Below are 25,315 nucleotides of genomic sequence, written 5' to 3' on the forward strand. Positions count from 1 at the left end.
TTCCATCTTCTTCATTTTTGGTGATTGATGCCGGATTATACCCCAATGGAGACATCTTGTTCACTACACCCTTTCTCTTGTTATAAACAAAAGTACAGTTTCAAATTACAGGAGGCAAGCCGGGGTCGATCCCTGTCATATCAACGGATACATCCCACAGTCGCTTGGCAAGCTTCGGATCTTTCGCCTCCTCTGAGCGGGAACATTCACGGGAAGGTCCCCGCAACTCGCCTAATCCTGACGGCCCGTAATAGCCGCCTGGCTTTATCTTCCCTGTGGCTGCGTGCAACGCGCCCCAGGCACCCATGGCCGGTTTGGCAAAGAACAGGCCGATCAACGGCATCATTACTTTGCCAGCCATGTTATCGCGTCCAAGGTCCGTTCCCACAAGGCCCGGGTGACAAGCCACGACTGTTACTGGTGATCCCGCCGCCCGCAACCGCCGGTCCAGCTCGAAGACGAAGAGCATATTCGCGAGCTTACTGGCGCCATAGCGCGGGAGCCATTTGTAGCTCTTTTCTGCATTAAGGTCTTCCCACTCGATTTTCGCATCTTTGTGTTGGCCGCTACTCGTGACGACGATGCGCGCCCCAGACGTTTCCATGAGCTTGGGCAGCAACAGCGTGGTGAACGCAAAGCAACCAAGGTGATTGACGCCGAACGTCAGCTCGAAGCCTTGCACAGTGTGCCTCAGTTTCGAACCTTGCACGCCGGCATTGTTGATCAATACATCGATGCGTGGTTCCTTGGCGGCCAATTCAGCTGCACTCCGCACACTCTCCATATCCGCCAAGTCGAGCGGCAGGAAAGCTAGGTCCGCTCCCGGGGTCTTCCTCCGAATCCGATCCATGGCTTCTTTCGCCTTCGCATGGTTGCGGCAGGCCAGCAGCACACGTGCACCTCGTGCTGCAAGCACTTGCGATACTTCGAAGCCAATTCCAGTATTGGCCCCGGTGACGATGATGCATTTGCCCGATTGGTCAGGTACATTTTCATCCGTAAATCCTGTGTGACCGCTTGCCCCAAAAATAGTGATGTTCATGGTCTTCTGCCTCCTTGTGTTATGATAGGTACTATTTTATTTATTAACAACCAATTGTCTTTTCAATTTTTGGGTATGATTCTGAATGATCACAATAATTAGCTTGATAAAACCCTCCCACAAAAACATGTGTTATTTAAGCAACACACGTTGTATAATTGATGATAAGATGAAAAAGAACTATCAACAACCACCAAAATGGCTAACATGTTGTTTACCCAACACTTCTAATGTATTGTCGTTTTTAGACAAGATGATGAACCCTAAAAGGAGAAGAAAAAATGATTATGCAAAAAAAAGATCCGAGAATACTTCGTACAAGACAATTGATTGTAGACTCTTTTCTTTCGTTAGCTAGTGAAAAAGATTTCAACCATATAACGGTACGTGATATCACAGAAAAGGCTACTATTAACCGGGCTACATTTTATGCGCACTTTGACGATAAATTTGATTTGTTACATTCTACAATCACCAATACATTTACAGACAAATTGAAAAAAAGACTCAATGATCACGATGGATTCAATGAAAAAGTCATTGCAAATATTTTTCTAGCCATGTGTGATCACCATAAAGAGATTAGCGACCTATGTCCTAAAGGTTATCAATCTTTAGGAACTATTATCGAAAGTAAAATTAAAGAGGAGTTACAGAAACTAATAGCTGATCTTATGCTAAAAGGAACTAACAACATCATCGAATTAGAGGATAAACAAATGGTAACAACCCTATCTACTATGCTAAGTTGGGGGATTTACGGAGCTGCATACACATGGAATAAGGATGGAAGACTTATTTCATCAGAAGAGCTAGTGACTAAGACCCTGCCTATCTTTAAAAATGGCATGAGTAAATATTTCTTTTAAAGAAACTTATGTTAATTATAAAAAGTAGCGATAAACTTTTGGTATTAACTGTTTTATGATAATAAGTTAAAAACTCCAGTCATCGTAATTTAACAATCGGGTACTATTGTTGAATAAAACTTAGATTTTCAAACGACTTTATTGTTAAATTTTTAGTGTAGTGAAGTATCTTACATCAAAAATTAAATAACTACAGTTTTAACCCCGTCCTAAATTTAGAACGGGGCTATGCATGTTTGAGACTTTAAAATTAAATAACTTTATTGCCATATTACAGGAGGGCTTATACGGAAAGCTAAAAGCATAATAAGGGCTTATGTACTTTTATTTACATTTTCTTGCATCTGCATGGCGCTTTTTGGACCTTATCTCGGACTTACCCCTAGATTATTGGCAAAGGGCTAAAATGTACTCTATTTTAGCCCTTTGCCTTCTTTTTAGCGTGATAGAAAACCTTTGCAGTCTAGGAAGGTCTAGCTCAGGAGCGGAGCGAATTTGACATTCGTGAGCACCGGCGCGCAGACCTGACAACGGATGCGTGGGTTTATCTACACACTGAAGCCAATATTTGTGTGCCGGTTTTTCTGCATCTTGATTAAATATCGATGGATTCTCCGCTGTTTAATACGTGACCCACGCCGCCATGCAAGCTGTCTGCAAACGCATGAGGATCTTGCTCAATCGGCGGGAATGTACTGTAATGAATCGGTACGACTTGTTTCGCACGAAGCCACTCTGCTGCGATTCTTGCATCGTCTGGTCCCATTGTGAAGTTATCACCTATTGGCAGGAAGGCGAGCTCAATATGATTCAGCTCCCCAATGAGTTTCATATCCGAGAAGAGAGCCGTGTCTCCAGCATGATAAATTGTTTTGCCTTCAGCAGTAAATAAAATACCGGATGGCATCCCTGTATACGTAATCGTTTTGGATTCTTCATCAATGACCGCTGAGCCATGGAACGCTTGCGTCAGCTTGACTTTACCAAATTCAAATTCACGGCCGCCGCCAATAGAAAGCGGGTGTGTCTTCACCCCTTGCCAGCCTAAATAAGTGGCAAGTTCGAATGGCGCAATCACGAGTGCGTCATTGTTTTTAGCGATTTCAATCGTGTCTCCGACGTGATCTCCATGCCCGTGCGTGAGCAAAATCACATCTGCTTTCACATCTTGCGGTTTGATCTCTGTATGCTTATTTCCATTTAAAAATGGATCAATCCAAATATGGTATCCGTTTGTTTCAATGTGTACGACTGAATGTCCATGATATGTAGCTTTCATGTAAATATATCCACCTTTCGAATTTGATCTCATTTTGTCTATTCCCTCTATAAAAAGCTGAAAAACTTAGTGCCTGTGAATTACATTAAGACCACCTGTTGCTTCAATGACGGTTCCTGTAATGAGGTCTGAACGGTCATCACATAGAAATGAAATGATACGACCGATATCCTCACCTGTCCCAGACCGACCAATCGGTGTTTCATCGTCTTTTATCTGACGTGCTTCCTCTATCGTTGATTCTTTCATGTCTCCAACGATTTTGCCTGGACACACCATATTAGCGGTGATGCCGTTTTCTGCTTCTTCAATCGCAATGGTTTTCGTCAATGACGCAAGACCCACTTTTGCCGCTCCGAAAGCTGATCTGTGCATCCAGCCTGGCGCATGGTCTGCTCCTTGGAAGCCATATGTGATAATCCGGCCAAAGCCTTGTTTTCTCATCATAGGGATCACCATTCGGAACAAATGGAACACTGCGGATAGGTTGCCTTCCATCATTTGATACCATTCGTCTTCAGAGTAATCCGCGAGTTTTTTTCGTTCAAAAATATAAGGTCCAGCATTATTGATCAAGGCATCAATCCGCCCAAATCGCTCTGCTGCCAACTCGACCATGTTTTTTAAATCTTCTTTGTTTGTTACATCGCCTTGGACAAATTGAAGCTTTTCTTCGTATTCTTGCAGTTCTTCTTTCATCTGCCGGACAGCTTCATCATCACTTCGATAATTCACTGTCACAGAATACCCCATATTCAGTAAAGACTCGGTGACTTTCCTGCCAAGTCCTTTAGAACCCGCTGTTATTAATGCGTGTCGCACACAATCTCCTCCTAAAGCAAAGGTTGCAAGTTCATGTGTTTCTTTTGTTATCTTTACTTTACTATAAACCGGCTCCCTTCGCACTTTTGAACCCTTTAACAGTGAGGGGAAAAACGTATAGGGTGATTCATCCACTTTTTCATATCCCATGAACCATGGATATCGAGAAGCAGCGAAACAAACCGATAGCATTCTCTCACCTCATGAAGCTGGCGAGGAAGCGGGCAAATCTCTTCATACCCTAATTGAACCGCTTGTGCAGCTTCTTTCGTCAAAAGGTATTCGAGTGCAATCAAATCAAACGCAGCTGGTCCAAATACGACATATTCCGTATCAATTAGACTCGTCACTTGATCATCGTCTTCAATATATTGCGATGGGTCTAAATCAATTAAAATGAGACTGGCTGCATCAGGAGGACTTAGCTTTTCAAGCTTTTGCTGCACCTTTTCTGCATAATTCTGATATTCAGGCTGATCAGCGTAAAAGTGGCTGATGAGTTTGGAAACTGCCTTTTTTAACAGCGCATGGAATTCTCTCAAATGTCTCTTTTCTCCACCGTATACTGCACCGAAAAAGTTTGTTTGATATGAATGAAGATGCGCTAGTTTCCTCCCGTAATCCCTATAGAATTGTGCTGAACGGCCCTCAAAAGATGTTAAAGGGATTCCTTCTACTTTTTCCATGACATAAAAGTGTTTCCCCGCCTTCTTCACTTTACGAACAACTTTCGGAATATGAAAGGAATTCGTATGAGACAGCTTTTCATTGATTTCATCAAGATGCTCCTGTACAGTACGGGCATCTACTCCATATATCATGTTGATGCCATACACAAATTCACTTTCTTCTCTTGCAGTTTTTGGAGATTTCACTACATATTCCGTCTGATCTTGCAAGGAAATCAGCCACACATCATTAGCCCGGCCGTCGTATGGTTCTCCTAACGTTTTCACTGATACGATAGGCTGATCAAACAAAGCCTGAAGCGTTTTCTTCATGAACTGTTGTCACTCCTTATTCAGCTTGACACTGGTATGCTTTCATTTTCTCCAGTGAAGATCAATCTCCTTTTTCCCATGAAAAAAACCATCCGTATAAACGAATGGTTTTGGCGAATTATGCTAGGCAGGCTTTTGCTTTTTCTAAAGCGAGCTGAATTTGTTTGAATCCAGTTCCACCTGCACTTGTTCTTTTTTCAACAGCAACATACGGATCAAGAACAGTGTAAATATCTTGTTCAAAAAGGCCGCTTGCTTCTGTAAATGTTTCAAATGGAAGGTCACTTAAATAGATGCCTTTTTGAATGCATGTATACACAAGCTTCCCAACGATTTCGTGTGCTTCACGGAATGGCATACCTTTTTTCGCAAGGTAGTCTGCCACTTCGGTCGCATTTGAGAAATCTTCTTTTGTTGCTTTTTTCATGACATCTTCGTTCACTGTCATTGTTTGAATCATACCTGTGAAGATTTGCAGGCTGCCAGCGATCGTTTTCACCGTATCAAACATGCCTTCTTTATCTTCTTGCAAGTCTTTGTTATACGTAAGCGGCAAGCCTTTCATAATCGTGAGCAGTCCCATCAGGTTGCCATATACTCTGCCTGTTTTTCCGCGGATCAATTCAGCCATATCCGGGTTTTTCTTTTGCGGCATCATGCTGCTACCTGTTGCGTACGTGTCATCAAGCTCAATGAATTTGAATTCTTGAGAGCACCATAAAATGATTTCTTCACAAAGACGTGAGAGGTGCATCATCACAAGACTGCTATTAGACAAGAACTCTAAAATGAAATCACGATCACTCACGCCATCAAGGCTGTTCTCGTAAATATGGTCAAAGCCCAGAAGCTCTGCTGTATATTCACGATCAATTGGGAATGTCGTTCCTGCTAACGCCCCGCATCCAAGTGGTGACACATTAATCCGCTTCAATGAATCTTGAAAACGCGCTTTGTCCCGCTCAAGCATCCAAAAGTAGGCGAGCATATGGTGAGCAAAGGAGATAGGCTGTGCACGCTGTAAGTGCGTATATCCTGGAAAAATCGTTTCAACGTGCTGTTCAGCTTTTTCTACAAGCACTGTTTGAAAAGAAGAGATCAGCTCAATGATATGCTCTACTTGGTTATTCAAATATAAATGCATATCGGTTGCGACCTGATCATTCCGGCTTCTCGCTGTGTGCAATTTGCCGCCAAGCGGACCAATCTCATCAATGAGCATTTTTTCAAGGTTTAAATGAATGTCCTCATAATCTACTGAGAAATCGAGTTCATCCGCCTCTGCCTTTTTCATGAGCGTATTCAGTCCGTCTTTGATTGCAGCGGCCTCCTCATCACCGATGATACCGCATTTATTCAGCATACTTGCATGGGCAAGGGAGCCGGTCAGATCTTCTTTGACTAATTGTTTGTCGAAATGAATGGATGCACCAAACTCATCGACCCATTTTTCTGGTGTTTTTTGAAATCGGCCTCCCCAAAGCTTTTTCATGCTTTAACCTGCTCCTTTTTGTTCACGATGCTGTTTACTTTTGTTGGTAAACCCCAAAGGTTAATAAATCCTACAGCTGCATCATGATCGAATTCATCTGCTTTTGTGTAAGTTGCTAGATTTTCATCATAAAGTGAATATGGTGATTTACGTCCTTCTACAATGGCATGGCCTTTAAATAGTTTCACACGTACAACACCTGTTACGTTCTTTTGCGTTTCTTGTAAGAATGCATCTAGTGCTCCTTTAAGTGGTGAGAACCATAAGCCGTTGTATATTAATTCGGCCATTTTTTGTTCAACGATTGGCTTAAAGTGTGCTACTTCTTTGACAAGCGTTAAGTCTTCAAGTTCTTTGTGTGCTTTTAACAATGTAACTGCACCTGGGCACTCATACACTTCACGAGATTTGATTCCAACAAGACGGTTTTCAACATGATCGATTCTGCCTACACCATGCTGGCCAGCAACTTCATTTAAATGAAGGATCAGATCAGATAATGAATACTGGATTCCGTCAATGGCTGTTGGTTTTCCTTTTTCAAACGTGATTTCAATGATTTCAGGTGTGTCAGGTGTTTTTTCAAGTGGATTTGTCAGATCATAAGCACCTTCTGGCGGCGCTGCCCAAGGATCTTCTAAAATACCACATTCGTTACTTCTGCCCCAAAGGTTTTGGTCAATTGAATATGGGCTGTCTAAGTTAATCGGAATTGGAATCCCGTGCTTTTGTGCATAGTCGATTTCTTCATCACGAGACCATTTCCATTCACGCACTGGTGCAAGAACTTCTAGGTCTGGATTCAATGCTTTGATTGATACTTCAAAACGAACTTGGTCGTTTCCTTTACCTGTACATCCGTGTGCAACGGCTACGGCATTTTCTTTCTCTGCGACTTCCACTAACTTTTTGGCAATGAGCGGACGAGATAGTGCAGACACGAGTGGGTATTTTCCTTCATACATCGTGTGGGCTTGCAGTGCAGCAAGTGCAAATTCTTCAGCAAACTCTTCTTTTGCGTCGATCATGTAAGATTGAACAGCTCCGACTTGAAGTGCTTTTTGTTGAACGAATGCTAAATCTTTTCCTTCACCTACGTCCAGGCAGCAAGCAACAACTTCGTAACCTTGCTCCTGTAACCATTTAACTGCAACAGAGGTATCAAGACCTCCGGAATATGCTAATACGACTTTTTTATTTTGTGACATGTTTGAAAAGCTCCTCTCGCTTGTTTTGATTCTGTGAATGTTTTTTGCATAAAAATAAGTTTTAATTTATAAACATGCATTTAGTATGTATACACTGTAACAAGGAAAAATTGTTTTTTCAACCCCTTTATGAAAAAAACTCTGCCAAATTTTCTTGGCAGAGTCATTTTGGGCTATTTTTGATCTTTTTCAAGCTCTCGCAAGACATGAGGAAGCTCTGGAATAATGAGTTTGGTCATGGCTAACCGAACTGCTCCGGTAGAGCCTGGTGTGGCAAAAACGGCTTTTTGGTTAATCACCCCTGCCGTCGCTCTAGATAAGATAGCGGCTGATCCAATATCTTCTGTATAGCTCAGCATGCGAAATATTTCTCCAAAGCCCGGCAGCTCTTTTGAGAAAAGAGGTGTAATGGATTCAATCGTGACGTCCCTTGCTGCAATACCAGTTCCCCCGTTTAACAAGACGGCATCAATCTTCGCTTCACTTGTTCCTTCTAAAACGGCATCTTGAATCGCTCCAATGTGATCTTTCACAATATCGTATGCAAGAATAAGGTGCCCTTGTTCTTTGAGCAAATCAATCATTAGACGGCCGCTTTTATCTGTTTCTTTTGTCCTTGTATCACTGACGGTAATGACTTTTACATGAAGCCTCGTTTTCGCTTCGCGTTTATGTTCTTCGACGCTCATATCTTCACACCGCTCCTTTCATATTGCCTCACATTATAGCATGCTGATTTCAATAGAAAAAAGCCCTTTTCCGCTGAGGAAAAGAGCTTCAAAAGGATATTACGCTAAACGCATAACGTCTCTTGCAATCATAACTTCTTCGTTCGTTGGAATCACGATGACTTTTACAGGAGAGTGAGGGTAGCTGATGAATGCTTCTTCGCCTCTCATGTTGTTAAGAGATGGATCCCAATATACGCCCATGAATTCTAGACCACGAAGTACACGTGCTCTCACTTCTGAGCTGTTTTCACCGATTCCAGCTGTGAAGATGATGGCATCTACACCATTCATTCTCGCTGCATAAGAACCGATGTATTTATGAATACGGCTTGCAAAAATATCTAGTGCTACTTCAGCACGGTCGTTTCCTTCTTCTGTCGCTTCTTCGATATCACGAAGATCACTTGAAAGACCAGACACACCTAAAAGACCACTCTTCTTATTCAAAGTAGAAAGTACTTCTTCAGCTGTATGTCCTGTTTTCTCCATAATAAATGGAATAAGGGCAGGGTCAATGTTACCTGAACGTGTTCCCATTGCAACACCCGCAAGTGGTGTGAAGCCCATTGACGTATCGATTGATTTTCCGCCTTCAACTGCTGCGATACTTGCACCATTTCCAAGGTGGCAAGAAATCAAACGAAGCTCTTCAAGAGGACGGCCTAATAGCTCTGCTGCACGCTCTGTTACGAACTTATGGCTTGTCCCGTGGAATCCGTATTTACGAATACCAAAGTTTTTGTAGTAGTCATACGGAAGGCTGTATAGGTAAGACTGCTCTGGCATTGTTTGGTGGAACGCTGTATCGAACACAGCAATCGCTGGTACGTCAGGCAGAATTTGTTTGAATGCTTTGATTCCTACAACGTTTGCAGGGTTGTGAAGTGGTGCAAGCTCTGAAAGCTGATCAATGTCTTTGATGACTTCATCTGTTAAAACAACAGAATCGCTGAATTTTTCTCCGCCGTGAACGACGCGGTGTCCTACGCCATCAATTTCATTAAAGTCTTTGATGATGTTAAATTCAATTAGTTTTTCAAGCAGCATTTTAACCGCTACTGCATGATCTGGAATATCTGTGACTTCTGTTTTCTTTTCTCCATCTACAGAAATCGTGAAGATACTGTTGTCCATTCCGATTCTTTCAACAAGACCTTTTGTTAAAACGGTTTCTTCTGGCATGTCGAACAATTGGAATTTAAGAGATGAGCTTCCTGCGTTGATTGCAATAATTTTGGACATTACTGTCGCTCCTTTTACTCAGTTGTTATATAAGGTTTCACGTTTTTTCGGTGCTATATTCAACCTGTTTGAACGGGTCTTTTATAGTTTAACGATAAGTCCGAAAAATATCTGACTTTTTCATTTAAACATTGAAAACTTTGCATTTCAAGTACACCTTCGAACTGTTACCGCTTACATCAATAAGTCGTTATTTTCTGAATAATAAAATAGCCAGACATCACTCTGGCTATTCTTTCGTTTCTTTTTCTTCTAAAAACCATTGGTCTAATTTTCTCATGACGCCAACCATTGCTTCTTTCTGTGAGAAAGATGGCAGATTGGCAAATAGCATACGTTTCGGTGCTTCGAGCCCCTCTTTTTTCTTTTGCATCACAAATAAGCTTTTGGCATGCTTTTTGTCTTTGAACATAGAGACTGGCAGCTGAATTAACGCATTCATATATGCATGTTCTTTGATGAAATCCTTTAATTGTACGCTTTCTTTTCCTTCAAACAAATCGTTTGGAATGATGAAGAATAAGAAGCCGCCTTCTTTCGTGTAACGCAGACTTTGCTCAATGAATAAATAATGCGCAAAGGAATGACCTTCTTTTGCCTTTAATTCATAGTCTTTAGCGCGCTCATCATTTGGATAAAACCCGACAGGAAGACTACATACAGCAACATCTGCTGGTGAGATAAGAAGCGGCTCAAGGCTGTCCTGGTGGAATAGCTCTACTTCTTTTTCTTCTAAGTTCGCTTGTGCCCACGCAATTTTAATGAGCACGTCATCAATTTCAGAGGCAAAACCGCGTGTTGTTTCTGCTGTTACATTGTTGAGGACCGCAAGCAGTAAATTCCCTGTTCCCGCTGCTGGATCAAAGACAACCAGCTCTTTTTGTCCTTCTAAAAATTTATTGACCAAATAGCTGACAAACAGACCAATTGTATCAGGTGTCATCTGCCGGTTTGGATGTGAAATATCCTTTTGTCCTTTTAATACGGCGAGCTGAAACGCTTTACGAATCTGCTCATGATCATAAGAGGCGAAATCTGCTTTCTCTATTAAATCTTTTAGTAAACCGTTTCGATCATTTGCCTGGAAAAAGGCTTCTCCTGCTTCTGCCAATGCTTCAATATAGGAAATGTTCTGTTCCTTTTTTAAACGAATTGAAGCTGTATCGAGCAGCTCAAAAATCGTACTCACTTGATCTTTCTGCAATGCTTTTCTCTCCTCGCTTTGTTAAAAGCTATATGTTCTCATTGAAAAGAGCCCCAGTATGAAGCCGGAGCTCTTGTCGATGCTGCTTTTATAACAGTGATTTCGCAGCCTCAATGGCTTTTTCATAATTTGGATGATTGGTTGCTTCGCTTACGTACTCAGTGTAAACCACTTTTCCGCTTGGGTCTAATACGAAGACCGCACGCGCCAATAAACGCAATTCTTTCATATATAAACCAAACGCTTCACCAAATGACATATCTCTATGATCAGATAATGTTTCGACATTTTCAATTCCGTTTGCTCCGCACCAACGTGCTTGTGCAAATGGTAGGTCTGCACTAATGGTATAGATATTGACCGGACCTAAACCGGCTGCCTCTTCATTGAAACGTCTTGTTTGTGCGTCACACACACCTGTATCAATAGAAGGAATCACTGAGATAATCGTCACTTTTCCTGTTAAATCAGAAAGTGAAACTTCCCCTAGTGAGTTCGTTAATACCGTGAAATCTGGAGCCTGCTCGCCTACTTTCACTTCATTTCCTACAAGCGTTACTGGGCTCCCTTTAAATGTGATCGATGCCAAAACAATTCCTCCCTTATCAAATGTATGGTTCTATCATAGTAGAGAAAGCAAAAAACTGCAAAGCCTAATCGTCCATTTTGAAAAAAAAGTTAACTGCAGGGCAGCTAACTTTTTAAAGGTCTATGTCATCTAGTTTTCGTTCTTTGTGACGATGCTCCCGTTCATCCTTCTTAAACATGTGCTGAAGACGTTCAATTGCTTGAGGAGCAGAATCCAATATTTTATCGAGCAGATGTGTGTGTTCATCCAAATGAAGCATTCGTACGCCATTTGTTCCCACAATTAAAAAGGCGATTGGTGTAATCGATACTCCCCCACCGCTTCCGCCTCCAAATGGGAGTCTCGGTTCTTTTCGTTCTTGTTCATCAGACCGTTTTTCTTTCTTTTGGTTACCGTTGAATTCACTGCCGCCGGCTGCAAATCCAAAACCAACCTTTGACACAGTGAGAATGACACTGCCGTCAGGGGTTTCGACTGGATCGCCGATGATCGTGTTCACATCAATCATTTCTTTTAAGTTTTCCATCGCTGTCTTCATCAGACCTTGGATTGGATGATCTGCCATTTTCGGGTTCCTCCTTAAACAGATGATTCATTCTTCGTTGCTTGAAGAGAGGCATTCTTTCTCGCCTTTCTCCCTTTTAACCAATGGACAAGTAATCGAATGGCTGCAAGCATAGCATGTCCAATCCGAAAATAAGCTATACATGCAAAGTGTGTCTGTGATACTTTGTGCTGAAAAGCGGGAATCACTTCATAGACGGGTTTGTGCTTAAAGGTGAGGTGCTCCTGCATAAAGGCAAGAAGTGCTCCTTTGACTGACCACACACCACCGGCTGCTACACCTGTTAAAGCTGCGTCATGAAAACCAATCCATGTGGACCAGTGAAATGAGACGATTTTTATATGAATGAAAAACGTTCGCATGATCCGGTTTAGATCGACAATTTCTTTTGTAATACGCTCCATTTGATGAAGGATTTCCTTTACATCACGTTTTCCCACTTTTTTATGCATGGTTTCTTTTTCTTGATTAGGCGTTTTGGTGCTGGCCATTTTCTTTTCACGAATATCAATCGTTTGATCTTCCGTATTCACTTTCACCATCGGAATGTCTTTCTTCAGTCTGACGATTCCATATAAGGTGATGATCTTCACCGCAATATGGTCATTGTCATTTGCATGTGAATAGTCCAGTGAAATGGTCACTTTCATAAAGATCAATAAGATCACAAGGAACAAAAAAGCTGCGATCCAAACGTACAGCACTGTGCTCACTTCCTCCATAACAAATGATGCTTCCTCTACGATTATGGCTCTCCTTCTGGATTTTATACCCAATCACCAAAAAAAAGAGTTTGACCGGTACCCGGCCAAACTCTCTTTGATTATGCGTTTGCTTCTGTTTTTTCATATAAATGTTCATGAACAACCACCGTATCTGCAAAGTAGTCATGAACCCCTTGCTTTTTCGGCGTGAACCCAACCACAGCATAGAGAACAAAAAGCGTATTAATATATCGCCCCACAATTTCTCTAAAGAAAATGACATCCCATGGCAGCTTCTTCTCCGGCTGAAGTGAGACGACTTTGATTCCAAACACCATCTTTCCAAGTGTTTGTTGGAAAATCTTTGTCATGATCGCAAAATAAAGCAGAAAGACAATTGTCGTTGTGACGGAAAATGGGGAAAACCAACCTCCCCCTTTTGACCAGCCAAAGAGACTAAAGATTGGAGAAACCGTCAAATGGTTAACACCCCATACGACGAGCCAATCTAGGATAAATGCCCAAAATCTAATCCAGAAACCTGCAAAAGCCTGCGCTTCAATTGAAGTGCGCTTCGCAAGAGTCGGCCTTGATTCTCCCTCTTGGCTGCGACTTTCCGTTACTTCATCGAATGTAGAATCCATCTATGATCCCTCCTTTATTTTGAATAGAGATACATCGGTTTAGACCCATTTGAGCCAGCCAGTGTTTCTTTTAAGTTCAGAAAATCAATTTCGCTTTTAAAGAGCTTGCTTGCACTCATATTGAAGAGAGAGTTCCAGCCGAAGCTTTGAGAATAGCTGATCACTGTCGCTCCTTTTAACCCTTTTTCATTTTTCTTCATTGCTTTTAGAGCATCTTCATAGTACCCAAGCTCATCCACTAATCCGTTCGATTTCGCCTGTGTTCCGTCATAGATTCGGCCGTCAGCAATTTTCTTGACGTCCTGCTTAGACATGCCACGTCCTTCTGAGATGACTTTCACAAAGCCTTCATAAGAGTTGTCAACCATGCTTTGCATGATGTCTCGCTCATCTTTTGTCATATCACGATTTGGGGACATGATGTCTTTGAATTTTCCACTTTTAATGGTTTCATATTTGATGCCTAAATTATCTGCCAGCTTTGCATAATTCAAACTTTGCATGATGACCCCTAGAGACCCTGTTAACGTTTCAGGTGAAGCAAAGATTTTTTTCGCTGGAGTGGATACATAATAGCCGCCAGAAGCCGCCATTGAACCCATGGAAACATAAATTGGCTTCTTCGCTTTCTTTACTTCTTCTAATTTTTTATGTATTTCAGCACTTTCATAGACACCGCCGCCAGGAGAGTTGACGCGCAGCAAGACACCTTTCACAGACGCATCGTCTTTTGCTTTATCTAATTCCTTTAAGAACGCACGATGATCATACGCTTCCCCGCCTAGAAGGCTGGATGCACCGCCGTTATCTTGAATCGTGCCATTAATCTCAAGTACAGCAATTTTACTCGCACCGCTGCCATCTTCTAGTACCTTTTCTTCGATTTCGTCCCCGAATTGATAGCTCATCTTATTATCATTGAAGCTTTCATACAAGGCCGTCGTGATACTAATCACAATCGAAAAGCCGAAAACACCAAGTGCAATGATTAAGGCTACCCATCTTTTCGCATTCATTTCTTTCTCCTCCTTTTTGTCTCACTTCGTTCATACGAATACACATATGAAATGTTTCACAGGAACTGTGGTTTTTTTACATTTCATTTCAACATATGATAGCACCGATGTGAAATGACGATCAACTTTACATCTTCTATCATTTGCTCATCATGACGAAAAATTGGTTATTTTATCCTCTTTCTACATCTAATAGATCAGCTCATCTCCACAACGAAACACCCAGACCTCTCTTTCTTCCAAAATGAGCTATTAAATTATGCTCAAAGTCAGCGTTGTCTAATCACTTACAATGACTCATTTCTCAAATGGAAGCCTCTATCAAAATGAAGCGTCTTTCTAATATTTTTACTTTCATATGAAAAAAGTGTAAAATGTGAACAAGGGTTTTCTATGTAAGCCCTTTATTACTCGAAATCTATTTTTGACAACAAAGGGGAGAACGTCAATGACAGACAATCGTCGCAATGTATTTTTCTTTTACAAAAAAGATCATGAATTGGATGGACACATTTCTTCTCTGGAGAAGCTCGCTACCGATCAAGGCTTTCACGTCGTAAAGCGTGCAGAAGATGCCCATATCATTGCTTCAATTGGTGGAGATGGTACATTTCTTCAAGCCGTTCGCAAAACGAACTTCCGGGATGACTGCTTGTATGTAGGGGTATCAAAAACAGAGAATTCGCACCTATACTGCGATTTTTCGTTAGAACATTTTGATAAAATGATTGATGCCATGAACACTGAACAAATTGAAGTGAGAAAATATCCGATCATCGATGTAAGCGTTGACAGTACAAACCAGTTCCATTGCTTAAACGAACTGTCGATCCGCTCTAGCATCATTAAAACATTTGTCATCGATGTGTATATAGATGATTTCCATTTTGAAACCTTTAGAGGCGACGGGATGATTATTTCCACTCCAACCGGTTCAACGGCCTACAATAAATCGGTCAACGGCGCCGTGGTGGATCCGATGCTTCCGTGTATGCAAGTAACCGAGCTGGCATCGCTGAACAACAACTCATACCGTACACTTGGAGCTCCTTTCATTTTAAGCAGTGACCGCAAGCTGACACTAAAGGTTGTTCAGGACGGTAACGACCATCCGATTATCGGTCTTGATAACGAAGCGCTAGGTACAAAACATGTCAAACAAATTGATATTGGCCTTTCTGGTAAAGTGATCAAGACGGTCAAATTAAAAGATAACTCCTATTGGGAAAAAGTAAAACGCAGATTCCTTTAATCAAAAAGCTCCTTTAAGGGGCTTTTGTTTTCTTTTCAGCGTGATAGAAAACCTTTGAAGTCTAGGAAGAGTGAGCACCGGAACGGAGCGAATTTGACATTCGTGAGTACCGGAGCGCAAATCTGACACCGAATGCGAGGGTTTGTCTACACGCTGAAAGCTCCTTTACGGGGCTTTTTTTGATGCTTTTTCATTCAAGGTCATGGTGTCTTTGAAAAGATATGGTATGATGTCACAAGTATACATGTACGAAAAGGAGAACACGATGCCATTACAACATTTTGATCAATATCCATTAAGCGATGAATTGAAACAAGCGCTAGAAGCGCTTCATTTCCATACACCTACACCCGTCCAGCACGAGACATTATCCGTTGCTTTTTCAAAGCAGGACCTCATTGTCAAATCTCAGACAGGCAGTGGCAAAACAGCAGCCTACGGTCTGCCAATTTGTGAAATGGTGGATTGGGCTGAGAATAAACCTCAAGCCCTCATCCTCGTCCCAACAAGAGAACTTGCCATGCAGGTCAAACAGGATCTGACCAGCCTCGGACGATTTAAACGAATCAAAGCGGCCGCCATTTATGGAAAAGCTCCATTTCAAGCACAAAAAATAGAGCTTGCACAAAAGAACCACATTGTGTGCGGAACGCCAGGACGAATATTGGATCACCTTGAAAAAGGGACACTTTCTTTAGACAATCTGTCATTTTTCGTGTTAGATGAAGCAGACGAAATGCTGAACATGGGATTTATTGATCAAGTCTCTTCTATTATTCAGCATCTGCCGCCAAAGCGGATGTCGATGTTATTTTCAGCGACGATGTCTGATGAAATGAAGGATTTGAGTGAGCAGTTTTTACAATCGCCAAAAGTGATAGAGATTGCTCGGGAGGAAACGACGAAGCAGCATATCACCCACACCTTGATTGAAACCGAGGAAGAAGGCAAGTTTTCATTACTTCAACGAACGATTGTCATTGAAAATCCAGATAGCTGTATCATTTTTTGCAATACGCAGGAGCGAGTGAATGAGCTGACGATGAAGCTGGATGAGTGGGATGTTCCTTGCGATAAGATTCATGGCGGGATGAGGCAGGAAGACCGCTTTGCTGTCATGGATGAATTCAAAAACGGGGAATTCCGTTATTTGATCGCAACCGATATAGCAGCCCGAGGAATTGATGTCAGTGATATGACACATGTCATTCATTACGACCTACCTTATGAAAAAGAACGCTATATTCATCGGACCGGAAGAACTGGCAGAGCGGGTAAAAGCGGGAAAACGATTGCGTTTATGACAAGGCACGGGCAGCCGCTTATTGAAGAATTAAAAGAGGAAGCTGGTATTCATTTTCAAATTCAGCCTTATCCTACAAAAGAAGAAGCAGAACAGCATGTGGCAAGCTTTGAAGAAAAAATTGAAACACCGATTCAAAAGGAAAATAAGCAGGCCGACATAGAGAAAGATATTATGAAGCTGTATTTTAACGGCGGGAAGAAAAAGAAGCTGCGGGCTGTTGATTTCGTTGGGACCATTGCCAAAATAGAAGGCGTTGCCTTTGATGACATTGGGATTATTACCATTCAAGATACGAAAACATACGTCGATATTTTAAACGGCAAAGGCCCTCTTGTGCTAAATGCCATGCGCCACACAACCATTAAAGGCAAGCAGTTAAAAGTACATGAAGCACGTCAATAAAAAGTGAAGGCTAAGCGCCTTTACTTTTTTATTTAAAATAAAATAAGCTTACAACCCTTGAACCATCAGCCTTTCCTGCGTCCAACATGACAAATGTCATATTGAATACATGATGGGTGCTACTATGAGCATGACACCTTTCCTTATATACTTTGAAGTAGAAAGAAACGGAAAGGACTTGAACGTTCATGACGACTTCAACAAACACACAGCAGCAAGCCACTTTAAGAAAACAAGTTGGCCAATTCTCTGGTGCTAATTCGAAAAAAAGTATCATTCAACTCTTTAATACATTCATTCCATTTTTGGGGCTTTGGTTTCTTGCCTATTATAGCCTGAACATCTCCTACCTTTTAACCCTCTTCTTTGCGGTGATTGCAGCTGGTTTTTTAGTACGTGTCTTTATTATTTTTCACGACTGCTGCCATCAATCCTTTTTTAAACAGAAGCCGCTGAATCACCTGTTCGGTTTTGTAACGGGCGTACTCACCCTTTTCCCTTATCTTCAATGGCAAAGAGATCATTCAATTCACCATGCCACAAGCAGTAATCTAGACAAACGAGGTACTGGCGACATTTGGCTCCTGACAGTTAAAGAATATCAAGAAGCATCAGCTTGGACGAAGTTTCGCTACAGATTTTACCGTAATCCTTTTGTGATGTTTATTTTAGGACCGATCTTTGTATTTCTCTTAAAAAACCGTTTCAACGTCAAAAATGCTCGTAAAAAAGAGCGCTGGAACACGTATTTCACAAACGTGAGCATCATTGCACTAGCAGCTGCAACGTGTCTTCTTTTTGGCTGGCAGGAGTTCCTGCTTGTCCAAGGTCCAATCTTCCTGATCTCAGGATCAATCGGCGTATGGCTGTTTTATGTGCAGCATACATTTGAAGATTCTTACTTTGAAGCAGATGAACATTGGAATTATGTGCAGGCGGCAGTAGAAGGCAGTTCTTTTTACAAATTACCAAAGCTTCTTCAATGGTTAACAGGCAATATCGGCTATCACCATGTTCATCATTTAAGTCCGAGGGTACCGAATTATCACTTGGAGCATGCACATGATCATAGTGAGCCGCTTCAAAATGTTCCAACCATCACTTTAAAAACAAGTATCGAATCAATGAAATTTAGACTTTGGGATGAAGAAACGAAAGCATTCGTTACCTTTAAAGAAGCACGGCAATCTAAGAAGATGCCCGCACCTGTCATTAAAGGAGACATTCTGAAGAAAAATGCATAATTGGTGCAAGCTCTTTCTTACTCTAGAAGGAGCTTGTTGCCATTTACAGGATGCAACCGTAAGTTAAATTTGATAAAGTAAGGAAAAGAACGAAAACGGAAAAGGTGGCACACGGATGAAAAAACAGTTTAAAATTCAAAAATTGCATGGGATTTCCCCCTATATATGGGCCATTTTTTTCATCCTGCCCTTCTATTTTATTTTAAAGACGCCTACGACTTTAGGTATTGTCATTGGTATTATTTTGAACGTGGTTTTTTTCGGAGTGTATCGTTTTGCCTTTGTCGCAAAAGGATGGTCTTTATATGTCTTCGGTCTTTTATTGATTGCGATTTCTACAGGCTATGTGATGCTCTACAGCTATATTTATTTCGCTTTTTGCATCGCCTATTTCAATGGGCACATTAAAAGAAAAGTCCCTTTTTATATCTTATACTATATTCATCTAGGGAGCGCCGCCGTAGCAGTGAACTTTAGCTTGATTTTAAAAAAGGGATGGTTTCTCACACAAATTCCTTTTGTTGTGATCACACTTATTAGCGCCATTCTCCTCCCTCTCAGCATTCGAAGCCGAAAAGAACGTGAACGCCTTGAAGAGAAATTAGAAAATGCCAATGAACGGATCGCCGATCTTGTCAAACTTGAAGAAAGACAGCGCATTGCTCGTGACCTGCATGATACACTTGGACAAAAACTCTCTCTTATTGGTTTAAAGAGTGACCTTGCCCGTAAGCTCGTGTATAAAGATCCTGAACAGGCTCGTGCAGAACTAAAGAGTGTTCAGCAGACAGCTAGAACGTCTCTAAATGAAGTGCGGAAAATTGTTTCTTCCATGAAAGGTATTCGGATCAAAGATGAAATATTGAACATCAAGCAAATCCTTGAAGCCGCCGATATTGACATGATTTATGATGAAAAGGAAGCGCCGAAACACATCTCTCTTCTGAACGAAAACATTGTGAGCATGTGCATTAAAGAAGCCGTAACGAATGTCGTCAAACATAGCGATGCCACTGTCTGTCAAATCACCATTCATCAAAAGTCAAAGGAAGTTGTCATTACAGTTGAGGATAACGGCACATTTAAAGGCGGTGATCCATCCTCTCAAACAAAGGGACATGGCCTTTTAGGGATTAGAGAAAGATTGGAATTTGCAAATGGACGCCTGCACATTGAAACAAAAGACGGGACGAAGCTGATCATGAGTATTCCAAATGATTCAGCAGCGAAAGATAAGGAGGAAATAAAATGATTAACATCTTTATCGCAGAGGACCAGCAAATGTTGCTCGGTGCTCTTGGATCTCTTCTTGATTTAGAAGACGATATGACGGTTGTTGGAAAAGGCACTAACGGCCAGGACGCGATTGATTTTGCTCAAAAACACCCGGTCGATATTTGTTTAATGGATATTGAAATGCCCGGGAAATCTGGGCTCGACGCCGCTGAAGAACTCAAAAAGTCTGATGTGAAGATCATCATTTTAACAACCTTTGCCCGTTCTGGCTATTTTCAAAGAGCACTGAAAGCTGGCGTTAGCGGCTACATGTTAAAAGACAGCCCAAGCGAAGATTTGGCAAGTGCCATCCGCAGCGTGATGAAAGGGAAAAAGGTGTACGCCCCTGAATTAATGGAAGACTTGTACAGCGACGAAAATCCTTTAACTGAAAGAGAAAAGTCTGTTCTAGAACTCGTCGCAGACGGAAAAAACACAAAAGAAATCGCCAAGGAACTCAGCATAAAAAGCGGCACTGTCCGAAACTACATATCCGTTATTTTAGATAAACTAGAAGTCAAAAACCGAATTGAAGCCATCACTCGTTCCAAAGAAAAAGGCTGGTTTAAATAAGAAAAAAGATCAGGTCAGACACTGCCTTGATCTTTTTTTCTTTTTATCAGAATTCCTCTATCCACTGCTAAAATATCATTGACAACAAACCTCACTTCTATGGTATGATATCTGAGTGATAATAATTATCATTATCACTCATACAATCAAATACACGGCTGATGTGCCGATTTCAAAGGAGTTTACATTCATGAAGAAAATATTGTTCCCTCTGATGCTCATCTTCGTACTTGCGTTGAGCGCATGTGGCAATAGCAGCAACTCTTCCTCAAATAAAGGAAAGCAATCAACGTCATCAGACACGATTACATATCAATCTGAAAATGGACCTGTGAAGCTGCCAGCAAATCCAAAACGTGTTGTTGTTCTCGCCTCTTATACAGGAAATGTCTTGTCACTTGGTGTGAACCTTGTGGGCGTTGACTCTTGGTCAAAAAAGAATCCACGTTTCAAAAAGAAATTAAAAAATGTGGAAGAAGTATCCGATGAAAATGTAGAAAAAATCATGAAGCTAAAGCCTGATGTCATCATCGGTTTAAGCGGTGCAAAAAATGTAGAAAAACTGAAAAAAATCGCCCCTACCGTTTTATTCACGTATAACAAAGTCGATTACCTTCAGCAGCATATTGAAATTGGAAAAGTCTTAAACAAAGAAAAAGAAGCAAAAGCATGGGTCAAGGATTTCAAACAGCGTGCAGCTGAAGCTGGCAAAGAAATCAAAGCAAAAATTGGTGAAGATGCAACCGTATCTGTCTTTGAAAGCGGCACAAAAGATCTTTACGTCTTTGGAGATGCGTGGGGTCGCGGAACAGAAATCCTCTACCAAGCAATGAAACTAAAAATGCCTGAAAAAGTAAAAGAAAAAGCATTAAAAGCTGGTTATTATGCGGTATCACAAGAGGTCATCCCTGAATTTGCCGGAGACTATATGATCATTAGCAAAAACAGCGAGATGGACAATTCCTATCAAAACAGTGAAATCTATAAGTCCATTCCTGCTGTGAAAAAACATCGTGTGTATGAAGCAAATGCGGAAGAGTTTTACTTTAATGATCCACTCACACTTGAATATCAATTATCATTCTTTAAAAAGCACTTTTTAGGTAAATAAACCGAAGCAAGGGATCTCTTCCCTTGCTTTTTTGCTGTCTGCTTCTAGCGGGAGTGCCTGTTTTCCGCTACAATGATGTACAAGTAATTCAAAAAGTGTGGTGCTCGTTTTGTTTAAAATTTTGCTGATTGAGGATGATACAACCCTCTTCCAAGAAATCAAAGAACGTTTAGTCAACTGGTCTTATGATGTGTATGGGATCAACAATTTTCAACAGGTCATGCAGGAGTTCACTTCCATCCAGCCTGATTTAGTCATTATTGATATTCAACTGCCAAAGTACGATGGCTTTCATTGGTGCCGGATGATTCGGCATCATTCTAATGTGCCCATCATCTTTCTTTCCTCTCGTGATCATCCTGCTGATATGGTCATGTCGATGCAGCTTGGAGCTGATGATTTTGTACAAAAGCCCTTTCACTTTGACGTTCTCATCGCCAAAGTAAGTGCTGTTCTTCGCCGAGTCCATGATTATAATGCGGAACCAACCAACTTAAAAGTCTGGTGCGGCGCTACCCTTGACCTCGAAAATAATACAGTGACAAATGAAAACGGTGAGATTGAATTAACAAAAAATGAGTTTTTTATTCTCAAAGAATTAATTCAGCATAAAAACCATATCGTCAAAAGGGAATCTCTCATCCAAGCTTTATGGGACGATGAACGATTCGTGAGTGACAATACACTCACTGTAAACGTCAACCGCCTTAGAAAAAAACTAGACGAAATCTCCCTTGGCGCCTTCATTGAAACAAAAGTGGGTCAAGGTTATCTTGCAAAGGAAAAGGATGATCAATGATGCTGCAAGCATTTCTAAAAGAACGACGAAGCTGGATCTTGTTCTTTCTTAGTTTGCAGCTTCTCATTCTCTTTGTTGCATATTTGGATACAACGATTCCACTCGCTTCTCTTTTTTATATCGTGCTTTTGTCTACATTACTCTTCATTGTTTTTCTTTTTTTTCGTTATCGGAAAGAAACTGCTTATTACATGCAACTGAAAGAATGGGATGAAAACATAGACCATCAAATACGTCTCAAACCCTCTTCCCCCTTTGAACAAATTGTACAGGAGGCAGCGTCAGAGCAAATTGACCGATACCGCCAGATGACGGCTAAGCAAAAGACTGCACTGGAAGAAGAAAAAGATGAACTACTCTCATGGATACATGAGGTGAAAACGCCGCTCACGGCGATGCACTTAATGATTGACCGCATAACAGAACAGCCGCTCAAATCAAATATGACATATGAATGGCTTAGAATACATTTACTCCTTGATGCACAGCTGCATCAAAGCAGGATCCAACATATAGAAAATGATTTATTTATTGAAAAACTGGATCTCCAAAACATGCTAACGAAAGAAATCAAAGCGCTCCAATCGTGGTGTATGCAAAAAGGAATTGGCTTTGACCTTTTATTAGAAGAGCGAGACGTATTAAGTGATACAAAATGGTTATCCTTTATGATCAGACAAGTGCTAACAAACGCCGTCAAGTACAGCCAATCATCTGACATTATCATCGAAAGCAAACAAATGAACGAACAAGTGGTGCTCACCATCACAGATCAAGGCAGAGGAATTGACCCAAGAGACGTGTCCCGTATTTTTGAAAAAGGCTTTACCTCCACAAGACATCACAATGACACGGCCTCCACAGGCATGGGGCTCTATTTAACAAAAAAGGGAGCTGACGCTCTTCATATCACAATCGAGGTCAACTCCACATTAGATCAAGGGACAACTTTCACCTTTATCTTTCCGAAAAAGAATGATTTTGTGCATATTGCAAGCATGTGAACATGCAGTTCAAGAAACCCAATCTCTTCATCCAACGATGCATTGAAGAGATTGGGTTATTTTATACAGCCATATCACGCTACTTCACGACACATTTCTCCTAGCTGTTTCCTTCTATAAATACTCATTAGCAGCCCGACTGACATCATTTCTAGAAGAATATGAGATCCCCCATAGCTCATAAAAGGCATGGAAACTCCTGATATAGGCAATAATCCAAAGTTTGTGAAAATACTTAAGATAAATTTTGCTGCAAATGTGGTTGCCAAACCAATCATTAATATTTTGCCATAAGCAGATTGAACTCGTTTCGCTGTATGAACTACTCTATAAATCAAAGTCACAAACAAAATAAAAACGGCCAATCCTGCAAACCATCCGAATGAATAAATGATATACGTCAACATCCAATCAGTGTGAACATCATACAATGCGTACGGATTTATTTGAAAACCATTTGAGCTAAATTCATGAAGTGAGTATTGGTAAAAGTGGGACATATCAGCTTGATAAAGAGAAAATAATTGAACAATGAGATAGACAATACCTGCTGCTGTGAATGGAATAAGCTGTCTCATTCTTGCATGAGATACATACATCATCGTTATGCATATGACCATAAAGGTGATGGTTGCAGAAAGAGATCCGACTATATGTAATAAAATAATGGGTAAAGTGACAATCGCTAACCCTAACCAAGACTTAAAACCATTCTTCCAGTTCCAAGATTGGTAAATGCCCGCTAACGAAATAATCATCAGAAATGGAAAAATTTCAGTCAGATTGATCGATCCATTATTTAAGCTTAAAAAAAGAATACCGTTCACTCTTGTCCCAATCATCATTGTAAGAATCAGCATTCCAATCGTTCCTATATATAAATGCCAAGAATAGGGTAAAAAGCGCCGATAATCAAAAGCAAACAGCCCAAACATCAACGCAAGACCAAATACATAGTAAATGAGACTTTTATAAAAGATATTCGTGTCTTGAAAATGAAGTAAATGAGAATGAAACTGAAAATAATACATCACAAACAGCCCAAATGAACAAGTAGCTAATACAAGAAGTATCGTTTTAAAGTCCACTTGAGTTTTGTGTGTTTCATGGAGCTGCATTCCGAGTATGGCTGCATCTCCAATTTGATTGAGCGCTTGATCTATCGCCTCTTCTTCTGACATGCCCGCACTGACCGCTTCCTCTTTCAGTGTGTATAAATGATCACGAAGCTCAAGCTTTATACTTGCATGTACGTCTTTATTTTTGATTCGTTTACACACATTTTTGATATATTGTTCAAATTTTTTCTCTAGTCCCATACGACTTTCTCCCCATTCAAAACGCCATCTACTGCATCTTTGAAGACATTCCATTCTTCCTTCTTTTCTTTCATAAACGCTTTGCCCTGTTCATTAATCTTGTAATACTTTCTTTTTCGATTGCCATTCCCTTCGCCCCAGTAAGACACAATGAATCCTTTCCCCTCCAAAGTGTGCAAAATAGGATATATCGTCCCCTCTTTAAAGCTAAAAATTCCTTCGGATTTCGACTCCAATTGCTTAATCATTTCATATCCATACATTGGTTTTTCACTTAACAAGCTTAAAATAAGGGTAGCAGTACTCCCCTTTAGAAGCTCTTTACTCACTTTCATCCATCGTCACCTCTAATACATAGATTTACTATGCATATATTTGATATGCATATCTTACATGAAATCACATACTCTGTAAAGGTTCATCAGAAAAAAACAAGAAATTTGATACATCATAGCGAAAAACAGATAAAATAATTGAATATCCATCTGAATTCTACATAAGGCTTTGACATATAAAACAAGCATGTGACAACAATGTCACATGCACGTCTGTTTTGTTCGCCAAATCGCAGGAAGTCTGATCGGCTTCTTTTTATACTAGAGATATCAATTAAATAAAAAAG

At 40.8% G+C, this 25,315-nt stretch carries 25 protein-coding genes; 9 read left to right on the top strand and 16 right to left on the bottom strand.

The features are described 5' to 3' along the window. Positions 1-100: 100 nt before the first annotated feature. On the bottom strand, positions 101-1,042 hold the full coding sequence (locus NSQ52_RS13710) for an oxidoreductase (RefSeq protein WP_342473466.1): 942 nt from the start codon (positions 1,040-1,042) through the stop codon (positions 101-103). Between the two features lie 281 nt (positions 1,043-1,323). Here NSQ52_RS13710 and NSQ52_RS13715 point away from each other — a divergent pair, with 281 nt between their 5' ends. Continuing rightward, positions 1,324-1,911, top strand: coding sequence for a TetR/AcrR family transcriptional regulator (locus tag NSQ52_RS13715; RefSeq protein WP_342467524.1), 588 nt, complete (start codon positions 1,324-1,326; stop codon positions 1,909-1,911). Positions 1,912-2,506: 595 nt separating this feature from the next. On the opposite strand, the gene NSQ52_RS13720 is transcribed toward NSQ52_RS13715, so the two are convergent. The 13 genes from NSQ52_RS13720 to sppA all read right to left on the bottom strand — a co-directional run bounded on the left by NSQ52_RS13720 (position 2,507) and on the right by sppA (position 14,408). Continuing rightward, complete coding sequence (locus NSQ52_RS13720) at positions 2,507-3,190, bottom strand: metal-dependent hydrolase (protein WP_017367834.1); 684 nt, start codon at positions 3,188-3,190, stop codon at positions 2,507-2,509. 66 nt (positions 3,191-3,256) lie between these two features. Then, entirely contained in the window at positions 3,257-4,012 is a 756-nt protein-coding gene (locus NSQ52_RS13725) for an SDR family oxidoreductase (protein ID WP_008343153.1), read from the bottom strand. Positions 4,013-4,107: 95 nt separating this feature from the next. After that, on the bottom strand, positions 4,108-5,013 hold the full coding sequence (locus tag NSQ52_RS13730; RefSeq protein WP_342473467.1) for a phosphotransferase: 906 nt from the start codon (positions 5,011-5,013) through the stop codon (positions 4,108-4,110). A gap of 118 nt (positions 5,014-5,131) precedes the next feature. After that, a complete protein-coding gene (argH, locus tag NSQ52_RS13735; RefSeq protein WP_008343150.1) occupies positions 5,132-6,505 on the bottom strand; it encodes an argininosuccinate lyase in 1,374 nt (457 codons plus the stop codon). Next, positions 6,502-7,713 carry an argininosuccinate synthase gene (locus tag NSQ52_RS13740; protein WP_017358278.1) on the bottom strand — a complete coding sequence of 404 codons (1,212 nt, stop codon included), beginning with the start codon at positions 7,711-7,713 and terminating at the stop codon, positions 6,502-6,504. The genes argH and NSQ52_RS13740 overlap by 4 nt, the downstream gene beginning before the upstream one ends. 173 nt (positions 7,714-7,886) lie before the next feature. Next, on the bottom strand, positions 7,887-8,402 hold the full coding sequence (locus NSQ52_RS13745) for a molybdenum cofactor biosynthesis protein B (RefSeq protein WP_024718668.1): 516 nt from the start codon (positions 8,400-8,402) through the stop codon (positions 7,887-7,889). 99 nt (positions 8,403-8,501) lie between these two features. Continuing rightward, the gene (locus NSQ52_RS13750) at positions 8,502-9,686 is read right to left on the bottom strand and encodes an acetate kinase (RefSeq protein ID WP_024718669.1); all 1,185 of its coding nucleotides are present in this window, start codon (positions 9,684-9,686) and stop codon (positions 8,502-8,504) included. A 229-nt stretch (positions 9,687-9,915) separates the two neighbouring features. Next, on the bottom strand, positions 9,916-10,890 hold the full coding sequence (locus NSQ52_RS13755; protein ID WP_160757456.1) for a class I SAM-dependent methyltransferase: 975 nt from the start codon (positions 10,888-10,890) through the stop codon (positions 9,916-9,918). Between the two features lie 88 nt (positions 10,891-10,978). After that, a complete protein-coding gene (tpx, locus tag NSQ52_RS13760; RefSeq protein ID WP_007501731.1) occupies positions 10,979-11,479 on the bottom strand; it encodes a thiol peroxidase in 501 nt (166 codons plus the stop codon). 112 nt (positions 11,480-11,591) lie between these two features. Further along, the gene (gene ytfJ, locus NSQ52_RS13765) at positions 11,592-12,044 is read right to left on the bottom strand and encodes a GerW family sporulation protein (protein ID WP_007501733.1); all 453 of its coding nucleotides are present in this window, start codon (positions 12,042-12,044) and stop codon (positions 11,592-11,594) included. A gap of 14 nt (positions 12,045-12,058) precedes the next feature. Next, entirely contained in the window at positions 12,059-12,766 is a 708-nt protein-coding gene (locus NSQ52_RS13770; protein ID WP_034647385.1) for a DUF2953 domain-containing protein, read from the bottom strand. Positions 12,767-12,867: 101 nt separating this feature from the next. Then, positions 12,868-13,392: an RDD family protein gene (locus tag NSQ52_RS13775; RefSeq protein ID WP_138278862.1), complete on the bottom strand. Its 525-nt coding sequence runs from the start codon at positions 13,390-13,392 to the stop codon at positions 12,868-12,870. A gap of 14 nt (positions 13,393-13,406) precedes the next feature. Beyond that, positions 13,407-14,408, bottom strand: a complete 1,002-nt coding sequence (gene sppA, locus NSQ52_RS13780; RefSeq protein ID WP_024718673.1) for a signal peptide peptidase SppA — start codon at positions 14,406-14,408, stop codon at positions 13,407-13,409. Between the two features lie 448 nt (positions 14,409-14,856). Here sppA and NSQ52_RS13785 point away from each other — a divergent pair, with 448 nt between their 5' ends. The 8 genes from NSQ52_RS13785 to NSQ52_RS13820 all read left to right on the top strand — a co-directional run bounded on the left by NSQ52_RS13785 (position 14,857) and on the right by NSQ52_RS13820 (position 23,374). Further along, the gene (locus NSQ52_RS13785) at positions 14,857-15,660 is read left to right on the top strand and encodes an NAD kinase (RefSeq protein WP_008343132.1); all 804 of its coding nucleotides are present in this window, start codon (positions 14,857-14,859) and stop codon (positions 15,658-15,660) included. Positions 15,661-15,925: 265 nt separating this feature from the next. Further along, a complete protein-coding gene (locus NSQ52_RS13790) occupies positions 15,926-17,368 on the top strand; it encodes a DEAD/DEAH box helicase (protein WP_048002752.1) in 1,443 nt (480 codons plus the stop codon). Between the two features lie 188 nt (positions 17,369-17,556). After that, the gene (locus NSQ52_RS13795) at positions 17,557-18,612 is read left to right on the top strand and encodes a fatty acid desaturase (RefSeq protein ID WP_024718675.1); all 1,056 of its coding nucleotides are present in this window, start codon (positions 17,557-17,559) and stop codon (positions 18,610-18,612) included. Between the two features lie 115 nt (positions 18,613-18,727). Beyond that, complete coding sequence (locus NSQ52_RS13800) at positions 18,728-19,864, top strand: sensor histidine kinase (RefSeq protein WP_024718676.1); 1,137 nt, start codon at positions 18,728-18,730, stop codon at positions 19,862-19,864. After that, positions 19,861-20,460: a response regulator transcription factor gene (locus NSQ52_RS13805; protein WP_007501749.1), complete on the top strand. Its 600-nt coding sequence runs from the start codon at positions 19,861-19,863 to the stop codon at positions 20,458-20,460. The genes NSQ52_RS13800 and NSQ52_RS13805 overlap by 4 nt, the downstream gene beginning before the upstream one ends. A 190-nt stretch (positions 20,461-20,650) precedes the next feature. Then, a complete protein-coding gene (locus tag NSQ52_RS13810; protein ID WP_025207786.1) occupies positions 20,651-21,571 on the top strand; it encodes an iron-hydroxamate ABC transporter substrate-binding protein in 921 nt (306 codons plus the stop codon). A gap of 109 nt (positions 21,572-21,680) precedes the next feature. Continuing rightward, entirely contained in the window at positions 21,681-22,370 is a 690-nt protein-coding gene (locus NSQ52_RS13815) for a response regulator transcription factor (protein ID WP_341017162.1), read from the top strand. Continuing rightward, positions 22,370-23,374 carry a sensor histidine kinase gene (locus NSQ52_RS13820; RefSeq protein WP_025207788.1) on the top strand — a complete coding sequence of 335 codons (1,005 nt, stop codon included), beginning with the start codon at positions 22,370-22,372 and terminating at the stop codon, positions 23,372-23,374. Before NSQ52_RS13815 ends, NSQ52_RS13820 begins: the two co-directional genes overlap by 1 nt. A gap of 74 nt (positions 23,375-23,448) precedes the next feature. On the opposite strand, the gene NSQ52_RS13825 is transcribed toward NSQ52_RS13820, so the two are convergent. Together NSQ52_RS13825 and NSQ52_RS13830 are read right to left on the bottom strand one after the other, a co-directional pair. Next, a complete protein-coding gene (locus NSQ52_RS13825) occupies positions 23,449-24,693 on the bottom strand; it encodes an FtsW/RodA/SpoVE family cell cycle protein (protein WP_342473470.1) in 1,245 nt (414 codons plus the stop codon). Further along, entirely contained in the window at positions 24,684-25,028 is a 345-nt protein-coding gene (locus NSQ52_RS13830) for a PadR family transcriptional regulator (protein WP_045034159.1), read from the bottom strand. Before NSQ52_RS13830 ends, NSQ52_RS13825 begins: the two co-directional genes overlap by 10 nt. Between the last annotated feature and the right edge of the window lie 287 nt (positions 25,029-25,315).

The organism is Bacillus sp. FSL W8-1141 (genome assembly GCF_038593205.1).
Classification (GTDB): Bacteria; Bacillota; Bacilli; order Bacillales; family Bacillaceae; genus Bacillus; species Bacillus altitudinis.